Source organism: Salinibacter sp. (genome assembly GCF_036626415.1).
Classification (GTDB): Bacteria; Bacteroidota; Rhodothermia; order Rhodothermales; family Salinibacteraceae; genus Salinibacter.
The window spans coordinates 1-16,323 of the sequence record NZ_JAZKRW010000022.1 but is presented as its reverse complement, the minus strand read 5'-3'; the positions used below and the strand labels follow the sequence as shown (position 1 = coordinate 16,323).

The 16,323-nt window shown below is 65.6% G+C and carries 13 protein-coding genes; 7 read left to right on the top strand and 6 right to left on the bottom strand.

The features are described from left to right. The first annotated feature begins 80 nt into the window (after positions 1-80). The 3 genes from V5A20_RS04380 to V5A20_RS04370 all read left to right on the top strand — a co-directional run bounded on the left by V5A20_RS04380 (position 81) and on the right by V5A20_RS04370 (position 4,351). On the top strand, positions 81-1,361 hold the full coding sequence (locus V5A20_RS04380) for a hypothetical protein (RefSeq protein ID WP_332315126.1): 1,281 nt from the start codon (positions 81-83) through the stop codon (positions 1,359-1,361). A gap of 157 nt (positions 1,362-1,518) precedes the next feature. Beyond that, entirely contained in the window at positions 1,519-3,006 is a 1,488-nt protein-coding gene (locus V5A20_RS04375; RefSeq protein ID WP_332326795.1) for a hypothetical protein, read from the top strand. After that, positions 2,990-4,351 (top strand): protoporphyrinogen/coproporphyrinogen oxidase, encoded by a 1,362-nt coding sequence (locus V5A20_RS04370; RefSeq protein ID WP_332315124.1) that lies wholly within the window; start codon positions 2,990-2,992, stop codon positions 4,349-4,351. Before V5A20_RS04375 ends, V5A20_RS04370 begins: the two co-directional genes overlap by 17 nt. Positions 4,352-4,368: 17 nt before the next feature. Here V5A20_RS04370 and V5A20_RS04365 read toward each other — a convergent pair whose 3' ends face one another. Both V5A20_RS04365 and V5A20_RS04360 read right to left on the bottom strand, forming a co-directional pair. After that, positions 4,369-4,797, bottom strand: a complete 429-nt coding sequence (locus V5A20_RS04365; protein ID WP_332315123.1) for a secondary thiamine-phosphate synthase enzyme YjbQ — start codon at positions 4,795-4,797, stop codon at positions 4,369-4,371. A gap of 42 nt (positions 4,798-4,839) precedes the next feature. Continuing rightward, on the bottom strand, positions 4,840-6,081 hold the full coding sequence (locus tag V5A20_RS04360) for an endonuclease/exonuclease/phosphatase family protein (protein ID WP_332326794.1): 1,242 nt from the start codon (positions 6,079-6,081) through the stop codon (positions 4,840-4,842). 194 nt (positions 6,082-6,275) lie between these two features. Between V5A20_RS04360 and V5A20_RS14075 the strand changes: the two genes are divergently transcribed. Together V5A20_RS14075 and V5A20_RS04355 are read left to right on the top strand one after the other, a co-directional pair. Continuing rightward, positions 6,276-6,689 carry a Bor/Iss family lipoprotein gene (locus tag V5A20_RS14075; protein ID WP_442978382.1) on the top strand — a complete coding sequence of 138 codons (414 nt, stop codon included), beginning with the start codon at positions 6,276-6,278 and terminating at the stop codon, positions 6,687-6,689. A 45-nt stretch (positions 6,690-6,734) separates the two neighbouring features. Next, positions 6,735-7,175: a Bor/Iss family lipoprotein gene (locus V5A20_RS04355; protein ID WP_332315121.1), complete on the top strand. Its 441-nt coding sequence runs from the start codon at positions 6,735-6,737 to the stop codon at positions 7,173-7,175. Between the two features lie 88 nt (positions 7,176-7,263). Here the strand turns inward: V5A20_RS04355 and hisS are convergent, their stop codons facing one another. Together hisS and V5A20_RS04345 are read right to left on the bottom strand one after the other, a co-directional pair. Next, positions 7,264-8,583: a histidine--tRNA ligase gene (gene hisS / locus V5A20_RS04350; protein WP_332326793.1), complete on the bottom strand. Its 1,320-nt coding sequence runs from the start codon at positions 8,581-8,583 to the stop codon at positions 7,264-7,266. 60 nt (positions 8,584-8,643) lie between these two features. Then, positions 8,644-9,129 carry a PTS sugar transporter subunit IIA gene (locus V5A20_RS04345; RefSeq protein WP_332315119.1) on the bottom strand — a complete coding sequence of 162 codons (486 nt, stop codon included), beginning with the start codon at positions 9,127-9,129 and terminating at the stop codon, positions 8,644-8,646. A gap of 273 nt (positions 9,130-9,402) precedes the next feature. Here V5A20_RS04345 and V5A20_RS04340 point away from each other — a divergent pair, with 273 nt between their 5' ends. Together V5A20_RS04340 and V5A20_RS04335 are read left to right on the top strand one after the other, a co-directional pair. After that, complete coding sequence (locus V5A20_RS04340) at positions 9,403-11,688, top strand: amino acid permease (RefSeq protein ID WP_332326792.1); 2,286 nt, start codon at positions 9,403-9,405, stop codon at positions 11,686-11,688. 92 nt (positions 11,689-11,780) lie between these two features. After that, positions 11,781-14,258, top strand: a complete 2,478-nt coding sequence (locus V5A20_RS04335; protein WP_332326791.1) for a pyridoxal phosphate-dependent decarboxylase family protein — start codon at positions 11,781-11,783, stop codon at positions 14,256-14,258. 103 nt (positions 14,259-14,361) lie between these two features. On the opposite strand, the gene V5A20_RS04330 is transcribed toward V5A20_RS04335, so the two are convergent. Both V5A20_RS04330 and V5A20_RS04325 read right to left on the bottom strand, forming a co-directional pair. Continuing rightward, positions 14,362-15,015: a class I SAM-dependent methyltransferase gene (locus tag V5A20_RS04330; RefSeq protein ID WP_332315116.1), complete on the bottom strand. Its 654-nt coding sequence runs from the start codon at positions 15,013-15,015 to the stop codon at positions 14,362-14,364. A gap of 187 nt (positions 15,016-15,202) precedes the next feature. Further along, positions 15,203-15,748 carry a DUF4864 domain-containing protein gene (locus V5A20_RS04325; RefSeq protein ID WP_332315115.1) on the bottom strand — a complete coding sequence of 182 codons (546 nt, stop codon included), beginning with the start codon at positions 15,746-15,748 and terminating at the stop codon, positions 15,203-15,205. Positions 15,749-16,323: the final 575 nt, after the last annotated feature.

Below are 16,323 nucleotides of genomic sequence, written 5' to 3'. Positions count from 1 at the left end.
AAAAGGCACTCCGCCTCTCTCCATTTTGGAGGGCGGAGCGCCTTCCTCCTTTCACTCCATCCAACAACGCGAACACGCTTATGCACCGTTTCCTACAGCACTACACCCAACTTCTGCTCCTTCCCGTCCTCGCCATAGGACTGGTCCTGGCAGGCTGCGACAGCAGCGGAAGCAACGGCCCGGGCGACGACCCAGGCGACACGCCGACGAATGCCTACCCGGAAGGCAGCAGTTACGGCGCGGAGATTGTTGGCAACCTGCTCACGAGCGACCTCCGTAGCAAGATTGATGGCGCCCCGGACACCCCGGTCGACGAAGCCACACTGACAGCGCTCTACACCGGAGACATCGACGACAGAACGATTGCGGCCGCGTCCAACATCACGACTGAGGGCCAGAGCACGTACGACGACATCGCGGGCGGGGTCGACCTCTCCGCCAGGCTGTCGGACGTGAGCGTGCCTCTGGTGGGAAGTGCCGCGCTGGAAAGCGACGACTCGCCGACCCCTGGGACCCAGGTGACCACCGACGACCTGGTACGCTTTTACTTTCAGGACGTCGCGAACAACGACCGGTTCACCACCCCCAACGGCGTCCACATGGGCCAGCTCTCCGAAAAGCTGCTGGCCAGCGCCCTCTACGGGGAGGCCACTCAAATCCTGACGGACTTCGTCGAGGACCCGTCCGCAGTAGCCAATCCGGCGGAGAAATGGGACGAGGCCTTCGGCTACTACGGCGCCCCGCGCGACTTTGAGGAGTCGTTCCTGGACCTCGACAACCCCGACGGCTTGGTGGACGGGAGCTCAAGTCGAGACGTGGACGGAAGCGGCGGTGTCGACCTCACCACGGAATTCGTGTACACCTGGGCCGGGTACACCGCGGAGCGGGCCGCGGCCTCCAGCAGCACTGGAAACCTCAACGACTTTGCCGGGCGGGCATTCGAAGGCTTCCGGGAGGGCCGCAAGGCGATTGAAGACGGGACCCTGGACGACCTCTCCGGCCCGAACGGATTTGCTGCACAGGCCCGCGACGCCTGGGAGGCCACGATGGCCGTCAACGTCATTCACTACATGAACAGTCTGGAGGCAGACCTTGAGGGTCTCAGCGACGATCGCACATTGCAGGACGGCGACCTCGGCGAGAATGCCTGGGCCGAGGCCAAAGCCTTCACGTGGGCCCTCCAGTTCTACAGCCGGAGTGCGCTCGATTCTAGTGATCTGCAAACGATCCACGAGGCCATCGGAAACGACCCGCCGTACGGCGAAAAGACCGTGTCGGAATACGCGAACGATCTCGCAAACGCAACGCAACTCATCGCGAACGACTACGGGTTTAACGCCACCAACGTGGAACAGTGGTAGTGGCCTCCCCTTGCGAGGATGAGCCGATCCTTTTACGGGTGCCATCGCTGACTGCACAACCGTTGGCCCCTCTTCCGCCCCGGCGGAGGAGGGGCATCGGTGTCTGGTACCTTTCGTTTCACACGCTTCGTTCTGCATGAACCGTGTCGGTGCCTCAATGGCAGAGTCTGCAACTGAGAGCCGGGTTGGGCGGGCCGTCCGTCGCCTGTGGGCCGTGCCCGGAGCGGCGTGGGGCGTCCTCGTGCTTGCCTGCCTGGGCAGTCGGCTGGCCACCCCCGTCCCGTATATCGAGGACCCCGACAGTCTGCGCTTTGCCCTGAGTGTGGCCGACGAGTACGACGTGGCGGCCCTCCAGCCCCACTTCCCGGGCTACCCGGTCTTCTGGGCCGCATCCGAGCTCTTCTACCTGCCCACCGGCTCGTTCAGCACGAGCTTCTCGATTGTGGGTGGGCTGGCAACCGCGGGGCTCGTGTGGGCCCTGCTTCGCCTGTGGGGACGCCCGCTGCGCTCCGTGGAGGGCGCCGTCCTGACCGGGGTCGTCGTGTTCAACCCGCTCCTGTGGCTCATGGGAAACCGCTACATGCCCGACCTCCTGGGCACCGCCTGGGCCGTAGCCACGCTCGCTGTGCTGCTCCGGTCTTTACCGACAAAGGGCACCTTCAACGAGCGAACGGCCGTGGTGGGCGTTGTGCTCGCCGGCCTCTCGGCGGGCCTCCGTCTATCGTATTTGCCCCTCCTGCTGGTGCCGACGCTCCTGGTGCTTTGGCGCTCGTCGAAACGGGGACGGCTGCTCCTGGCCGGGACAGCTGCCGTCGCAGTCTGGCTCGTGCCCATGGTGCTGGACACGGGATTCTGGACGCTGCTCGACGTGGGCTGGGGGCAGGCAACCGGCCACTTCACCGACTTCGGCGGCACGGTGCAGACGGAGTCGGACCTCGGGCGCCGCCTCATCGGCACCGCGCAGGGGCTGTGGGCCGACGGCCTCGGCGGCTGGTGGCCGGGGCGGCACTGGAGCACGGCCGTGGTGGGCGTGGGCGTGCTGGGCACGGCCGTGGCCGGCACCCGGCGGATGAGACGGACCGGTGCCCTGCACAGCCGGCGCGTCGGGCTCGTGGTGGCCTGCGCGCTCGCCTACGGCGCCTGGATGTTCTTCTTCCAGAATGTGATTCACAAGAGCCGGCACGTGCTCCCGCTCCTGGCGCTGATCTTGCCCCTGCTCGCGGCGGGGGCCTCCACCCTGTGGCGGACGCCATCGTGGCTCGCCCGGGGAGGGCTTCTGGGCAGCGCCGTGGCGTACGTCGTCGTCGCGCTCGTGCTCGTCGACCAGCACCGCGACCCGTCGGCCATCGCTCAGGCCAAGCGCTTCGTGGAGGCGAAAGCGAGCCAACCCGGGCCGACGCGCGTGGCGTCGGTCCCGCTCGTGAACACCTACCTGCGGACCCAGCAGGTGGACGCCCAGTTTTTGTCCGTTGAAGACTCGACCGACGTGCGCCGCCTGCGCACAGCCGGCTCCGGCCGGACGCTGGTCGTGGGCACCTACGCCTCCCTGCTCCCCGCCCCCCCGACCCACACCCGCACGTTCTACCACAACCCGCACGTCAATCGCATGTGGCCCGAGGTGACCGTCTATGTCTACGAACACTGACATTGTGGATGCGCCCCTCACCGTGCTGGGCGGCGGGCCGGCGGGGCTCGCGACCGGATTCTATGCCCGTCGGCACGGCCTCGACGTGCGCCTCTTCGAGGCCGCGGACGCCGTCGGCGGCAATGCGCGAACCCTCCAGATGGGCCCGTTTCGCTACGACACCGGGGCGCACCGCTTCCACGACAAAAACCCTCGGGTGACGGCCGACGTCAAGGCACTCTTGGGCGACGACCTGCGCCGCATCGACGCGCCGAGTCAGATTGCCTGGCGGGGGCGCCGCATCGATTTTCCGCTGGCCCCCTACGACCTGCTCCGGAAGCTTCCCCTTTCCCTCCTCGCTCGCATCGCGTGGGAGCAGCTTTCCATCCCTCGCGTCGCGGACGACGCCGACCACTTTGAGGAAATGGCCCTGCAGAGCTACGGGCCCACCCTCGCCCGGCTCTTTTTGCTGAGCTATACCGAAAAGCTGTGGGGGGCCAACGCCGACCGGCTCTCTCCCCACGTGGCCGGCGATCGGCTGGAGGGGCTGGACCTGAAAACCTTTTTCCTTGAGGCGCTCGGCGGTGGGACGACGAAGGCACGCCACCTGGACGGGTCGTTCTACTACCCCAAGCACGGCTACGGCCAGATCGCCGAGGCCACCGCCGAGGCCCTGGGCCGTGAACACATTCGCACCGGGGCCCGCGTCTCGAAGCTGGCCCACGACGGGCATCGCCTGCGGCGCGTGACCATCAACGAGGACGAGCCGGTGCACACCGGCACGGTCGTCAGCACGCTGCCGCTCACCCTCATCTTGCGCCTGCTGGACCCGCCCCCGCCCGACGACATCCAGGCCCTCGCCGAGTCGATCCGCTTTCGGCACCTCCGCCTGGTCGTCCTGGGGCTCGACTGCCCCCGCCTCACCCCCAACGCCTCGCTGTACTTTCCCCATCGTTCGGTCCCCTTCACGCGCCTGTACGAGCCCAAGAACCGCAGCCCAGACATGGCGCCCGACGGGCAGACGGTCGTCGTCCTCGAACGCCCGTGCCATCCGGACACGACCGCCTGGACGCAGCCGGACGACACCCTTCGGGCCGAGGCAGTATCCCTCTTGGCCGACCACAGCCTCATTGAGGGCGACGAGGTGGTGGCGTCCACGCACCACGAGGTGCCGTTCGCGTACCCGATTCTAGAGGTCGGGGCCGAAGAAAAAGCAGCGCGCCTCAAGCAGTACCTGGACCGCTTCGACAACCTCTACCGCCTGGGTCGAAGTGCGGACTTCACCTACACGCACGTCCACAATCTCTACGCGCAGGCCCGCCGCCTCACCGACCGGATTGCAACCCGGTCCGAATCGGTCGCCTGACGTGCCTCCGACCCCGGCTATTCGGTCTCTCCGTAGACCGTGACGACGGCCGACCGCGCGCCGCCGTTGTTGCGGTGCTCATTCAGGTAGATGCCCTGCCACGTGCCGAAGGCGGGCCGGCCGTCTTGAATCGGCACGGTGAGGCTCGTGTCGAGCATCGAGGCCTTGATGTGGGCCGGCATGTCGTCGGGGCCCTCCACCGTGTGCTCGTAGTAGGGTTGGTTCTCGGGCACCATTTCGTCGAAGTGGCGCTCCATGTCCCCGCGCACCGCCGGGGCGGCGTTTTCGTTGATCGTGAGCGAGGCGGAGGTGTGCTGAATGAAGACGTGCAGCAGGCCTACCTGCAGGTCGCCGAGACGGGGGCCCTGCTTCAGAATCTCATCGGTGACGAGGTGGAAGCCGCGTGGCTTCGGGTCGAGACGAACGGTGTCTTGTCGCCATTCCATGGGGGCACGGGCGTGAATTAGCGGAGATGATGACAGGGAGATCTACGGCTCCACGCGCACATCCACCCAGACGGGGAAGTGGTCGCTCACGGGCACGTCGGGGACCGCGGCGGGAGTGGGCCGCCAGACGCCAGCGTCCTGCACCGACAGATTGGACGAGGGCAGGACGTAGTCTACCCGCGCCTCCCACTGGGCCGTGTCGTCCGGATCGAGGTCCGGATCGTCGGCCTGCCGGGCGGGAGAGGCCTCCGGCACCACGTCTCCATTGACGCGATCGTGCCCAATCAGGCGCCGCACGGCGTCCCGAAAGATGGACGCATCGTCCGGGTCGGCGTTCAGGTCGCCCATCACGACGAACGGGGCATCCTCGTGGAGGCCGCCAGCCCGCCCGGAATCGTCTTCGACGTAGCGGGCCTGGTTCAGGTAGTCGACCCAAAGCTGCACCTCGTCGTGGTTGCGATGGTCGTTGCGGCGCGCCGGCCCGTCGAAGCCCGGCGGCGTGGGATGGCTGGCCAGCACGTGGAGCACGGTACCGTCCGGCAGTTGCACCGGCACGTCCCAGTGGCTTTTCGAGGACAGGCGCATCTCGGCCCATGCGTCCGGCGCGTACCAGGGCTCGAACGTCGTCGTGTCGAGGGGCACAGAGGCATCCGGCTTTTCGTGCCACTGCAGCAGGCGGAACGTGCGAATCGAATCGCGGAGCACCGTCAAATCGTCGCGGACGAGGAGGGCCATCCCGTACTGTCCCGGAAAGGTCCCAAAGCCCCACGCGTCGTTGCCGTAGGTGCGCCCCGCGTCGGTCTGTGGGGGCACGCTGCCGTCGTCGGGTGCACCGGGGACCTCCGGCACGGTCGGGACGACCCGCCCGTCGTTGTTGAGGTCGAGCCCGCTGTGGACCCCCGTGTTGACGGGAAGCATGACGGGCTGGTACGAAATTCCGTCGAGCGAGTCGGCCTGAGCGGTCGAGAGGTAGTGGTGCGCGAAGCGCTGTGCGTTGTGGCCCTCCGGATTGCCGGCCCGGTACCCGGGATCGCCCGGCTGATCGTACGTCATCTCGTTGACGAGCAAAATGTCGGGCGCGAGGTGCTGAATGCGGGCCGCGGCCCGCTGGAGGCGAGGATGATCGGCCCGGCGCAGGTCCGTGGTGCGTACGTCTTCGATGTTGTAGGTCATCGCCCGTACGGACGTCGCCGGGTCCGTCACGGCTTCTTCGCGGGGCCGACAGCCCAGCACGAGTCCGACGCTCGCGAGCGCTAAGAGGATGGTGTACGGCTGTGTCGGCATTGCCTGCAGGAAAATAGTAGGGGTGGAGTTTGGAACAGAACTGGCTTCAAAAAAGAGGTCCGGAACACGTAGACAACGGGCCTCCCCTTTCTGTACTCAGATACGCCTCTTTATTCTTTGACTTTTTCTTCACCCCGCTTTTGGTTTAAGAGAAAGCTGAATTCACGTTTTGTTGAATCGATTGATTTTTCCTTATGAGAACGTTCACTAGGCGAGTCCCCATAGTGGTCCTACTCCTGGGGTGTTGCCTTGTCTTTTCCGGATGCCTGAAAACCCGAATTGTGACGGACGAGGCAGCCTCCGCTGAGCAGGCTGAACTGCCATGGGCGCACGGATTCGTCAATGGACTCGTGCCCCCGATCAATGCACCGCTAAACACGGAGCCTACGTGCGGCGGGGCTGGAGTATCCGAGGTGTACTTTCGACAAACGTTCGTTCAATTGGTCGCTCAAGGACTAACCAGTAGCCTCTATACGCCTCAGCGCTTCACTGCCACGTGCGCAGAGGGTGGGACGGCCTCCGCCCCCTCCTCTTTTCTCTACGAGAAAGTGGAGACACACCGCTACTTCACGCCCGAAGCGACTTCAGGTCCTCCCTCATCGAAGTAGCCCCGTTCTGTTTTTCCATTCACAAGGTATCTTTTTTCGATGCGAATGAAATACCTTCTGCCTGTTCTTCTTGCCGTCAGCCTTCTCGTTACCGGGTGTTATCAAGCCCGAATGACGACTGGGAAAGACCCTTCAGATACCGTTGTGGAGAAAAAATGGGCCTCGTCCTTCATCTATGGCCTCGTTCCGGCTCGTGTCGACGTTTCCCAGGAGTGCTCGAATGGAATCGCCTCAGCGGAACGTAAGTTCAGCTTCCCGAACATGCTGGTTAACACCCTGACGCTCGGGATCTATCTTCCTCAGAGCGTCAGGGTGACCTGTGCCGCACAAGGCTCCATGTCTGCCACGACACAGTCTCCGGCCAACGTGGATTACACTGTGCCCGCAGGCGCGACGCAGTCGGAACTCCGCAGCGTGCTGAACACCGCCACAATTCAGTCTTCAATCACCCAGAAGACCACGCAGGTTCACATTACGTCGAGATAGCGAGTCGTGAACCCAACCGAAGCTCGATCTTCCTCCGTATCATAGTACCCTGACGGCTTCGAAGCCGTCAGGGTATTTCTATGGGGAGCTATGTTCTGTCGGCATTCTCTCCCACATGATCCTCCAGGTACTCGGGCAATTCGCTGAATGCCACCTCCTCCTGGGCCCCGCTCTTCATCTCTTTGACGGTGGCGGCCTCGGCCTCCAGCTCGTTGCCCCCAATGATCATCGCATAGGGGGCCTGCTGCCGGTTGGCCTCCTTCATCTGCGCCTTCAGCGAGCGGCCCATCAGGTCGTGCGCCACGTGCAGGCCCTCGGCGCGGAGCGTCTGGGCCGTGCGGAAGACCCACCGCTCCGCCTCCTCCCCCAGCGCCGCGATAAACACGTCCGGCGCGGGCGTCTCGGGCAACTCGACGTCCGCGGCGTTGAGCGCAAGGAACAGCCGCTCCATCCCCGCCGCAAAGCCGACGGCCGGCACCGGCGCGTCGCTGCCCAGCACCTCGGCCAGTCGGTCGTAGCGCCCGCCGCCGGCGAGCGCGCTCTGCGCCCCGAGGCCCGGATGTTCGAGCTCGAAGGTGGTCTCGGTGTAGTAGTCGAGCCCCCGTACGAGGTGCGGATCCTCCTCGTAGTCGACGTCCAGGTCGCCGAGCAGGCCCTTTACCGTGTCGTAGTGAGCACGACTCTCCTCATTCACAAAATCGATGAGCGTCGGGGCGTCCCGGAGGATCTCCTGCTCGTGCTCCACCTTCGTGTCGAGGATGCGCAGCGGGTTGCGCTCCAGCCGGCGCCGGCTCGTCTCCGACAGCTCGTCGGCGTACGGGGTGAGGTACTCCTGCAGGGCCCCGACGTATTCCTCGCGGCGCTCGGGCGTGCCGAGCGTATTCAGGCGGAGGCGCAGGTCGGAGAGCCCGAGCGCCTCGCACACAGCCATCAGCACGGCGATGGTCTCCGCGTCGGCGCGCGGCTCGTCGGCCCCTAGAATCTCGATGCCAAACTGGTGGAACTGCCGATAACGCCCTTTCTGCGGCTGCTCGGCGCGGAAACAGGGGCCGATGTAAAACAGCTTTTGCACCCCACCCCGCTGATCGAGGTGGTGCTGGAGGAAAGAGCGCACGACCGGCGCCGTGATCTCGGGCCGCAGGACGTACTGCGTGTCCCCCCGCTCGAAGGCAAACATCTCCTTCTGCACGATGTCGGTCGACTCCCCCACCCCCCGGGCCACGAGCTCGGTCGGCTCCAGCACGGGCGTGCGGATCTCCTCAAAGTTGTGACGGCGCATTACGTCGCGGACCGTGGCCTCCACGTGGCGCCACTCAGTGCTGGCGGCCACGCGCGTTCCCCCGTCGTCGGTATAGGCGTCCGGCAGGATGTCGAAGGTGCCCTTGATGTTCTGGAAGGAAGTGCGCACAGGCAAACGGATCGCTCAAGAAAAGGAAAGACGTGGTTCCCCCCGAATCGCCCATCGGCCTCAGCCGCGAAGTGCAGCCTCCCCGTCGCGGATTGCCTGGATCACCGTCTCCGGCGACTCGGCGTCCAAGAGCCGCTGCCGCAGCGACGCCCGACTCACGAGCCGCGAGATGCGCCCCAGGATTTTGACGTGCTGTGACTTGTGCTCCTCGGGCCCCACGAGCAGCAGCAAAATCCGGACGGGCACGTCGTCGACCGCGCCAAAGTCGACCGGCCCCTCGGTGGTCGCGAAGGCCGCAACCGTGTCGGAGGCCGCCGGGGTCTTGGCATGGGGCAGGCCGAGGCCTTTCCCGACGCCCGTTGACATCTTCTCCTCCCGCGCGAAGATTGCCTCGCGCACCTCATCGAGGCTGCTGATGGCCTCATGACCGGAGAGCACGTCGATGAGCGCGTCGATCGCCTCCGTCTTCGAGGTCTCATTCAGCCCGATGCGGACGCGCGTCGGGTCCAGCAACTGGTTGATCCTGGTGGTTTGGGTCGTCGGCATGCGCACAACCGGATCGGTGAGGCAGACAGGACGCAGGCCGACTGTGAGGCCGGCACGTCACAGGATAGGACAGGACGCCGTCGATTTCACGTATTCGCCCGAACGCGCCCCGGGGTTCCGCGCGGCAAGCGGGCACTGTCCCCCTCAACAAAGAAGAATTCACGATCTTGTCGGATTGACCGGGGGAAACGATCGGGGCGTCTCGTCCCTGTTCGCACATCGTCGCCCACAGTCCTTATCTTCTGCCAAACAATCCACCAACCGTCCACCGCCATGCTCGACTCGTTGCTTCCAGGAGACTCATCCTCGGATTCGTCCAGCTCAGCACCTTCTCCGGAGGCCGAAGTCGACGAGAGCATGCATCCGGAGGAGGCCCCCATCTCGGGGCGCAAACAGTTTGGCACCTTCGGCGGGGTGTTTACCCCCACCCTGCTCACCATCCTCGGGGTGATCATGTACCTCCGAGAAGGGTGGATCATTGGCAATGCAGGGCTGCTGGGGGGCCTTCTCATTATCACTGTCGGGTTTGCGATTACGTTGTGCACGGCCCTGGCGATGTCGTCGATCACCACCAACATCCGAATCGGGGCGGGCGGGGCGTACGCCGTGATTGCCCAGTCGCTGGGGCTGGAGGTGGGCGGCAGCGTCGGCATCCCGCGCTATCTCTCGCAGGCCCTGGCCGTGACGATGTACATTTTCGGGTTTCGGGAGGGGTGGCTGTACCTGTTTCCCGGCCACTACGCCCTGCTGGTGGACGTTGCCACCTTCGCGGTGCTGTACGGCATCGCGTACGTGAGTGCGGACTTTGCCATCCGCGTGCAGTACCTCATCATGGCCGTCATCGGGGCGTCGCTGGTCTCCATCGCCGCGGCGGCCGCCACCGGGTCGATGCAGTACGGCCTCGGGGAGATTCAGCTGTGGGGCGACTTCGTGGGCACACCCGACAACCCCACCACCCCCCAGTCGTTTTGGATCGTCTTCGCGGTCTTCTTTCCCGCCACGACCGGCATCATGGCCGGGGCCAACATGAGCGGCGACCTCGAGGACCCGAAGCGGAGCATTCCCCTCGGCACGCTCGCGGCCATCGCCGTCTCGTTCCTGATCTACGTCCTCCTAGCCATCTGGCTGGCCCGCTCGGCGACGCCGGCCGAGATGACAAGCAGCTACTACGTCATGATGGAAAAGGCGTACTGGCCTGGCGCCGTGCTCGCCGGCCTGCTGGGGGCCACCTTCTCCTCTGCCCTGGCCTCGATGGTGGGGGCCGGACGCATCCTACAGGCCATGGGCGCCCACCAGGTGGTGCCGAAGGCGGACTGGCTCTCGTACCTCGCGCCGGATGGGGAGCCCCGCCACGCCATGATGGTGACGGGCGGCCTCATCTTCGCCTCCCTCCTGGTGCGCGACCTGAACGCCATCGCGCCGCTCATCACAATGTTCTTCCTGGTAACCTACACGATGATCTGTGCGGCGGTGCTGATCGAGCAGAGCCTGGACCTCGTGAGCTTTCGCCCCCGCCTCCGCATCCCGCTCTGGGTCTCGTTCCTCGGGCTCGTCGGGTCCCTCGTGGCCATGTTCATCATCAACCCTACGATCAGCTTCGTGGCCCTGGTCGTCACACTCGGGTTCTACGTCGTGCTGGCCCGCCGCCAACTGGACGCCCCCTTCGAGGATGTGCGCAGCGGCCTGTTCGTGGCGCTCGCCGAGTGGGCGGCGAAGAAGGTGACGGAGCTGCCCACCATGCAGGAGCGAGCCTGGAAGCCGAATTTGCTGGTGCCGGTGGAGCGCAACAGCGACCTCCGCGGCTCCTTCCTCACGCTGCAGGACCTGACCACCCCGCAGGGCTCCGTCAAAATCGTAGGCCTGAGCCCAAACGGCACGCCGGAGGGGCTCAACCAACAGCTCAACACCCTGACCGCGGCCTTCCGGGAGCGGGGCATCTTCGCCTCGTCCACGGTCATCGACGCGGGCGGCTTCACCGAAGGCCTGCGGGCCGGAATGCAGGCCCTCCGCGGCGCATTCTTTCACCCCAACATCGTGTTCCTGCGGATGCCCAATGCGCCGGAGCGCGAGGCCGACTACCGCCGCGTCATCGCGGAGGCGGATCGGGAGCAGGTGGGCACGCTCCTGTATGCGCCGCACCCCCGGGCATCCCTCGGGCAGCGCCAGACGATCAACGTCTGGATTCGCGACCGCAGCCCCGACTGGCGCATCTCGATGGAGATTGGCAACCTCGACCTCGCCCTGCTCACCGGCTACAAGCTGTCGCAAAACTGGGACGCGCAGATGCGGCTCGTGACGACCGTTCCGGCCCCCGACCAGCAGGAGAAGGCCCAGGACTTTCTGGAGAAGCTGATCGACCTCGGCCGGTTTCCGGACAGCACGGCCGTCACCGGCACCGAGCCGTTCGGCACATACATCAAGAGCGCCCCCCAGGCCGACCTCAACATCTTTGGCCTCCAGCCCGAACCGGACTTCGACACGATCCACCAACTCGTCGACCAGACGGACTCAACCTGCATGTTCGTTCGCGATTCGGGCCGAGAGTCGGCCCTCGCGTAGGCCCGTCCGGTGAAAATTCCCCGTATCGAAAAATTCTGGGCCCGCGTTCCGTATGAATAAGGCTTGGTTCTTCCACACAGCCCGCCCCTGCCATGTCCGACGCGCCCTCTTCCGACACCCTCCACAAGGCCGCTTTCCTGGGGCCGAAGGGCGAGAACGCCGACGAACTGGAGCGGCTGCTCCTCGAGGTGCTTCGCGACCACGTCTTTTGGCGCCGCAACTTTCATCCGCGCGACCCGCGCCTGATTGATGAGCGCGACAAGCGCACGGAGGCGTTCGACGACATGTCGGCCCGGCTGCGGGACGAGCTCTCCAAGATTCTGGCGGAGCTGAAGCGGGCGGCCCCCCTCTACTCGCCGCGGCAGGTGGCCCACATCGTAAGCGACCCGTCGCTTCCCGCCTTCGTGGGCTATTTTGCCGGCCTCCTCTACAACCAGAACAACGTGGTGGCGGAAGTATCGCCCGAAACGGTGCGGGAGGAGCGGGCCTACTTCAAGGCCCTAGCCGAGATGGTCGGCTACCCCACGTTCCTGCCCGAGACGCTGCCCCGTGACGCCCGCACGCGACGCTCGGCCTACAGCTGGGGACACCTCTGCAGCGGCGGCACGGTGGCCAACCTGGAAGCCCTCTGGATCGCCCGCAACATCCGGCTCTACCCGTTGGCCGTCCGCCTCGTCGCCCACCAGACCGACGCGTTCGCGTCGTTTGCCGACCTGGAGGTGACGACCGCCACCGGCGAGCGCGCGGCCCTCGGGGCCCTGTCTACGTGGCGCCTCTCAAACCTTCCAATCGACGCCATTACCGACCTGCACCTCCGCATCAAGGCAACCCTGGGCGAGGGGACGCCGGAACGGGCGCAGGCGTTTCAGGAGGCCCTGCCCAGCGTGCGGCGGGCCGGGCTCGCCTCGTTTCTTCTCCAGTACAACCGCGCGTTTCCTGACGATCCGGCGCGCCTGCCGAAGGTGTTCATCTCGCAGGCCACCCACTACTGCTGGCAGAAAAACATGGACGTGGTGGGCCTCGGGGCCGACGCGCTGGAGACCATTCCCGTGGACGCCCGCATCCGCCTCGACACCGACGCACTGCGCGAACGGCTCCATACGTGCATTGAGAACCGGCAGCCGGTGCTGGGGGTCGTGTCCATCGTGGGCACCACGGAGGAGGGCGCCATCGACCCGCTGCACGAGATTGAGGCCGTCCGCAGCGAGGTCGCTGACGCCGGCCTCACGTTCTGGCACCACTGCGACGCCGCCTTCGGCGGCTTCTTCGCCTCCCTTCTCCCGAAGACGGACGCCGGAGACTTCGTTCCGCCCGCCCAGCTCGACGACGGCCTCGTGGGCGCCGACGGCCTCCTGCGCCCCGACAACGCGGAGGCGCTCACCGCCCTCCCCGAGACCGACTCCCTCACGATCGACCCCCACAAATTCGGCTACGTGCCGTACCCCGCGGGGGCCGTCCTCTTCCGCGACTACCACGTCCGCGACGCGATCGCGTACAAGGCCCCCTATCTCGCCGAGGAGGACCAGTCCGGCTTCGGCGGCTTCCTGGGGCAGTGGACGCTGGAGGGCTCCCGCCCCGGCGCCGTGGCCGTGAGCTGCTACCTGTCGCAGGCCATGGTGCCGCTCACGCCCGACGGCCACGGGCGCTTCATGAAAAACTGCCTCCGCGCCAACCAGCAGCTGTTCGCGGCGCTGACGGAGCGCTTTTCCGCCGCCGGGGGCGAGCTGGACCTGCGCCCGTTTCACCACCCGGAGACGGTCGCGTTCTGCTTCGTCGTGGCGCCGGAGCAGGGCGTCGAGAGCGTTGCGGCCCTCAACGACTATACGAACCGCATTTGGCAGCAGATGACCGTCGACGGGCGAGAGGACATCAACCAGTACGCGTTCTTGCTTTCCCAAACCGAGGTCGGCGTGGCCGATTACGCGCACATCTTGGAGGACCTCCTCCCCACAGACGTGGTGCGGGAGGCCGCCGAGAGCGACGAGGCGCTGACTCTCCTCCGCACCTGCCTCATGAACCCGTTCCAGTCTGACTGGAATACCGACGACGGCGCGTTTGCCGAGCAGGTGGCCGACTTTCTCTACGACGTGGCCCTGGAGGAGTACGTGGCGCACACGTTTCCGCCCGTGCCGCGCCCCGACGCCGACCGCCATCCCATCCTGGTCGTAGAGCAGACGCCCCGGGCGCAGGAAGGCCTCGCCCGCTACCTGGAGCACGACGAGAAGGTGATTGCCCACTTCGACGTCCGCTCTTGCAGCGCGGCCACCCTGAAGGACCTTCGGGGCCGCCTCGGCAAGGTGCGCGACCTCGTGCTCCACGTCGACCCGTCCGCCCCGTCCCAGGCCCTTCGCATCGCACGCTGGCTGGTGGAGGAGGCCGACATCGACCCCGCACACCTGCTCGCCGTGGCCACCGAGCCTACCGACGGCACGGAGGTGCACACCCGCCTCCTGAACGTGGGGGTGCCCGCCCGCAACATTCTCCTCGAATCCGACCTGCGTACGAGCGCCCGGCGACTGGTGCTGAAGCTCAGCGCCCGGCGGCCCGGCCCGACCGTCGCTTCGTCCTAAGGGGGATTTTTGGCTCCCCTCATGACAGGGGTTCCTCCCCCAGAATCGGGGGCTCCTCCCACCGGGCTTCCGCTTCAGCCTGCTCCCTGCTGGCACAGATGGTCTATTTCCGGGTTCGGGCGTACGCGGCGTAGAAGGGGTCTGGCGGCCCGCCCAGAAACCGCTGCGTAGGGGGCACAAGGGGACTTTCGCTGACCGTCGTCGGCGCTCGAAAGTCTTCAACGGCCGCGAAGTATTGTTCTACGAGCCCAAGGCGTCCGGACCCGGAGGCCGTCCGCCAAGCCCGAATCGCTTTTTGGGCGAACATGCGGTTCGAGAAGCTCACGACAAAGACGCCGCCCGGCCGCAGGACGCGAGCCACCTCCGCGAAGACGCGCTCGGGGCGCTGCAGATACTGCACCGAGACGGCACAGAGCACCGCGTCGAAGGTTGCCTCTTCCAGCGGGAGCATGTGCTTCGCATTCAGGTCCTGTACGAAGTATTCGGTCAGGCGCTCGTTTGTCGCCAACTCTTCTTCGTTCATGCCGTGCCCCGCCACACGCCCCAAGTCCAGGTCGTCGGGCAGGTGGGAGACCCAACTGCTCATTAGGTCGAGCACATCGTCGCCGGCCCCGAGGTGCTGGTGGTAGAGCTCGGTCAGGCGCTCCCGGAACTGCGCGTCGACGTGTTGAACGAGACGAGGCTCTCGGTAGAACGCCCGGTCGGGCCGATCATCCTGCTGGGTGCGCTCCTCTTCCGGGAGTACCGAGTCGGGCATGGGGTTGAGACTGTTTTCTCGGGAACGATGGCGGGCGTCGGGCACGGGGCCCCACGGGGACGGGCGCCGGAAGACACGGGGGATCTGAATCTACCCCTGCGTTTTGTCTCTGGACCTCTGACTCCAGGGGGCGTGCTTCTGGTCGAGAACGCCCGGGGCTTCATGGAGCCAGCGCCTCCCCGATCATTCAGATTTCCTGGGTGTCGACCTGTTCGACGGGCACTCGTTGGACCGCGTCGGTCATCCAGCACTCCGCGTGCGGGGGGGCGTCCTGTTTCGACAGCCGGAACAGATACCCGACGCGATCGCCCTGCGCGGTCGTCAGGATCACGCCCATGCGGGCCACGCCCTCTTCAACCTGGGGCTCGCTGTAGGTCGCTCCGTCGTGGTCAATCATGGGTCCGTAGCTGGACGTCTCAAACAACCGGCGGAATCGACGGAGCGGGCCGGTTGCGCGCTTGTTGGCCGGGGAGGCAAAGTTGAAGGCCGCCTCGATCCCGGCCTCCTCGTGGGGCGTGTCGTTGTCGCCGAGCGCTTCGACCTGCAGGCGAACAACCTCCGTTGGGGAGAGGGCGGGGGACGGCTCAGGAAGAGAATCAGTGGAAGTGGTCATGGTTAAAGCATCCGAGTCGGATGGGACGTTGAGGGCCGCCGGTCGCTGTGCGCCCTCTTCAGCCCCCGATGGGACGGCGAAGAGGAGCAGAGACATGATGAGCGGAACAGACGTGCACATGGCGGACGCAGATGAGTGAACAGGAGTCAGTCCGGCCTCGAAGGCCCGTTCTCGTCGGGCTCGCCCGGCCTAAAAATCGGACGCCGGAGATTGACGGGTGGAACCGTGGGGGCGGGTGGATTGGAAAACGTTGTCTCTTTGGAGTACAGGCACCTGTTGCAACGCATCCGAGAGGGAGTCCTTTCGGGAATGATGGCGTGGCATACAAGAATCGGAGGACCGTAACATCTACGGTGCTCCCCCAGTGAACGCGGGCTTTGCGAAGGGAACCGTCCTCGAGAACCGAAAAGGTGGACGTAAGAGGTGGACGTATCTTGACGTTCAGGTTCTGGACGCTGCTCCTTCGAACCCACTCTTCCGACGCACGTGCCAGATTCCAGCGGTCATCTCCCCCACTAAGTAGACACGCAAAAGACCCTTAACAACAAGTCATTCCGAGCGCAGCGAAGCGGAGTCGAGACACGAGCGAAGCGACTGATGAAATCAATCTCTTCGAAGATCAGCAGAAGCGACCTTCAGGCCGGTATATTCCCCAATCAGCGTTCGCGCTGGACCCAGTAAGATTCTTCGACTCG

Bases quoted from the DNA above. Each gene is read 5' to 3' on its own strand.
- V5A20_RS04380 (WP_332315126.1), top strand. From the start codon at position 81: ATGCACCGTTTCCTACAGCACTACACCCAACTTCTGCTCCTTCCCGTC.
- V5A20_RS04375 (WP_332326795.1), top strand. From the start codon at position 1,519: ATGGCAGAGTCTGCAACTGAGAGCCGGGTTGGGCGGGCCGTCCGTCGC.
- V5A20_RS04370 (WP_332315124.1), top strand. From the start codon at position 2,990: ATGTCTACGAACACTGACATTGTGGATGCGCCCCTCACCGTGCTGGGC.
- V5A20_RS04365 (WP_332315123.1), bottom strand. From the start codon at position 4,797: ATGGAATGGCGACAAGACACCGTTCGTCTCGACCCGAAGCCACGCGGC.
- V5A20_RS04360 (WP_332326794.1), bottom strand. From the start codon at position 6,081: ATGCCGACACAGCCGTACACCATCCTCTTAGCGCTCGCGAGCGTCGGA.
- V5A20_RS14075 (WP_442978382.1), top strand. From the start codon at position 6,276: ATGAGAACGTTCACTAGGCGAGTCCCCATAGTGGTCCTACTCCTGGGG.
- V5A20_RS04355 (WP_332315121.1), top strand. From the start codon at position 6,735: ATGAAATACCTTCTGCCTGTTCTTCTTGCCGTCAGCCTTCTCGTTACC.
- V5A20_RS04345 (WP_332315119.1), bottom strand. From the start codon at position 9,129: ATGCCGACGACCCAAACCACCAGGATCAACCAGTTGCTGGACCCGACG.
- V5A20_RS04340 (WP_332326792.1), top strand. From the start codon at position 9,403: ATGCTCGACTCGTTGCTTCCAGGAGACTCATCCTCGGATTCGTCCAGC.
- V5A20_RS04335 (WP_332326791.1), top strand. From the start codon at position 11,781: ATGTCCGACGCGCCCTCTTCCGACACCCTCCACAAGGCCGCTTTCCTG.
- V5A20_RS04330 (WP_332315116.1), bottom strand. From the start codon at position 15,015: ATGCCCGACTCGGTACTCCCGGAAGAGGAGCGCACCCAGCAGGATGAT.
- V5A20_RS04325 (WP_332315115.1), bottom strand. From the start codon at position 15,748: ATGTGCACGTCTGTTCCGCTCATCATGTCTCTGCTCCTCTTCGCCGTC.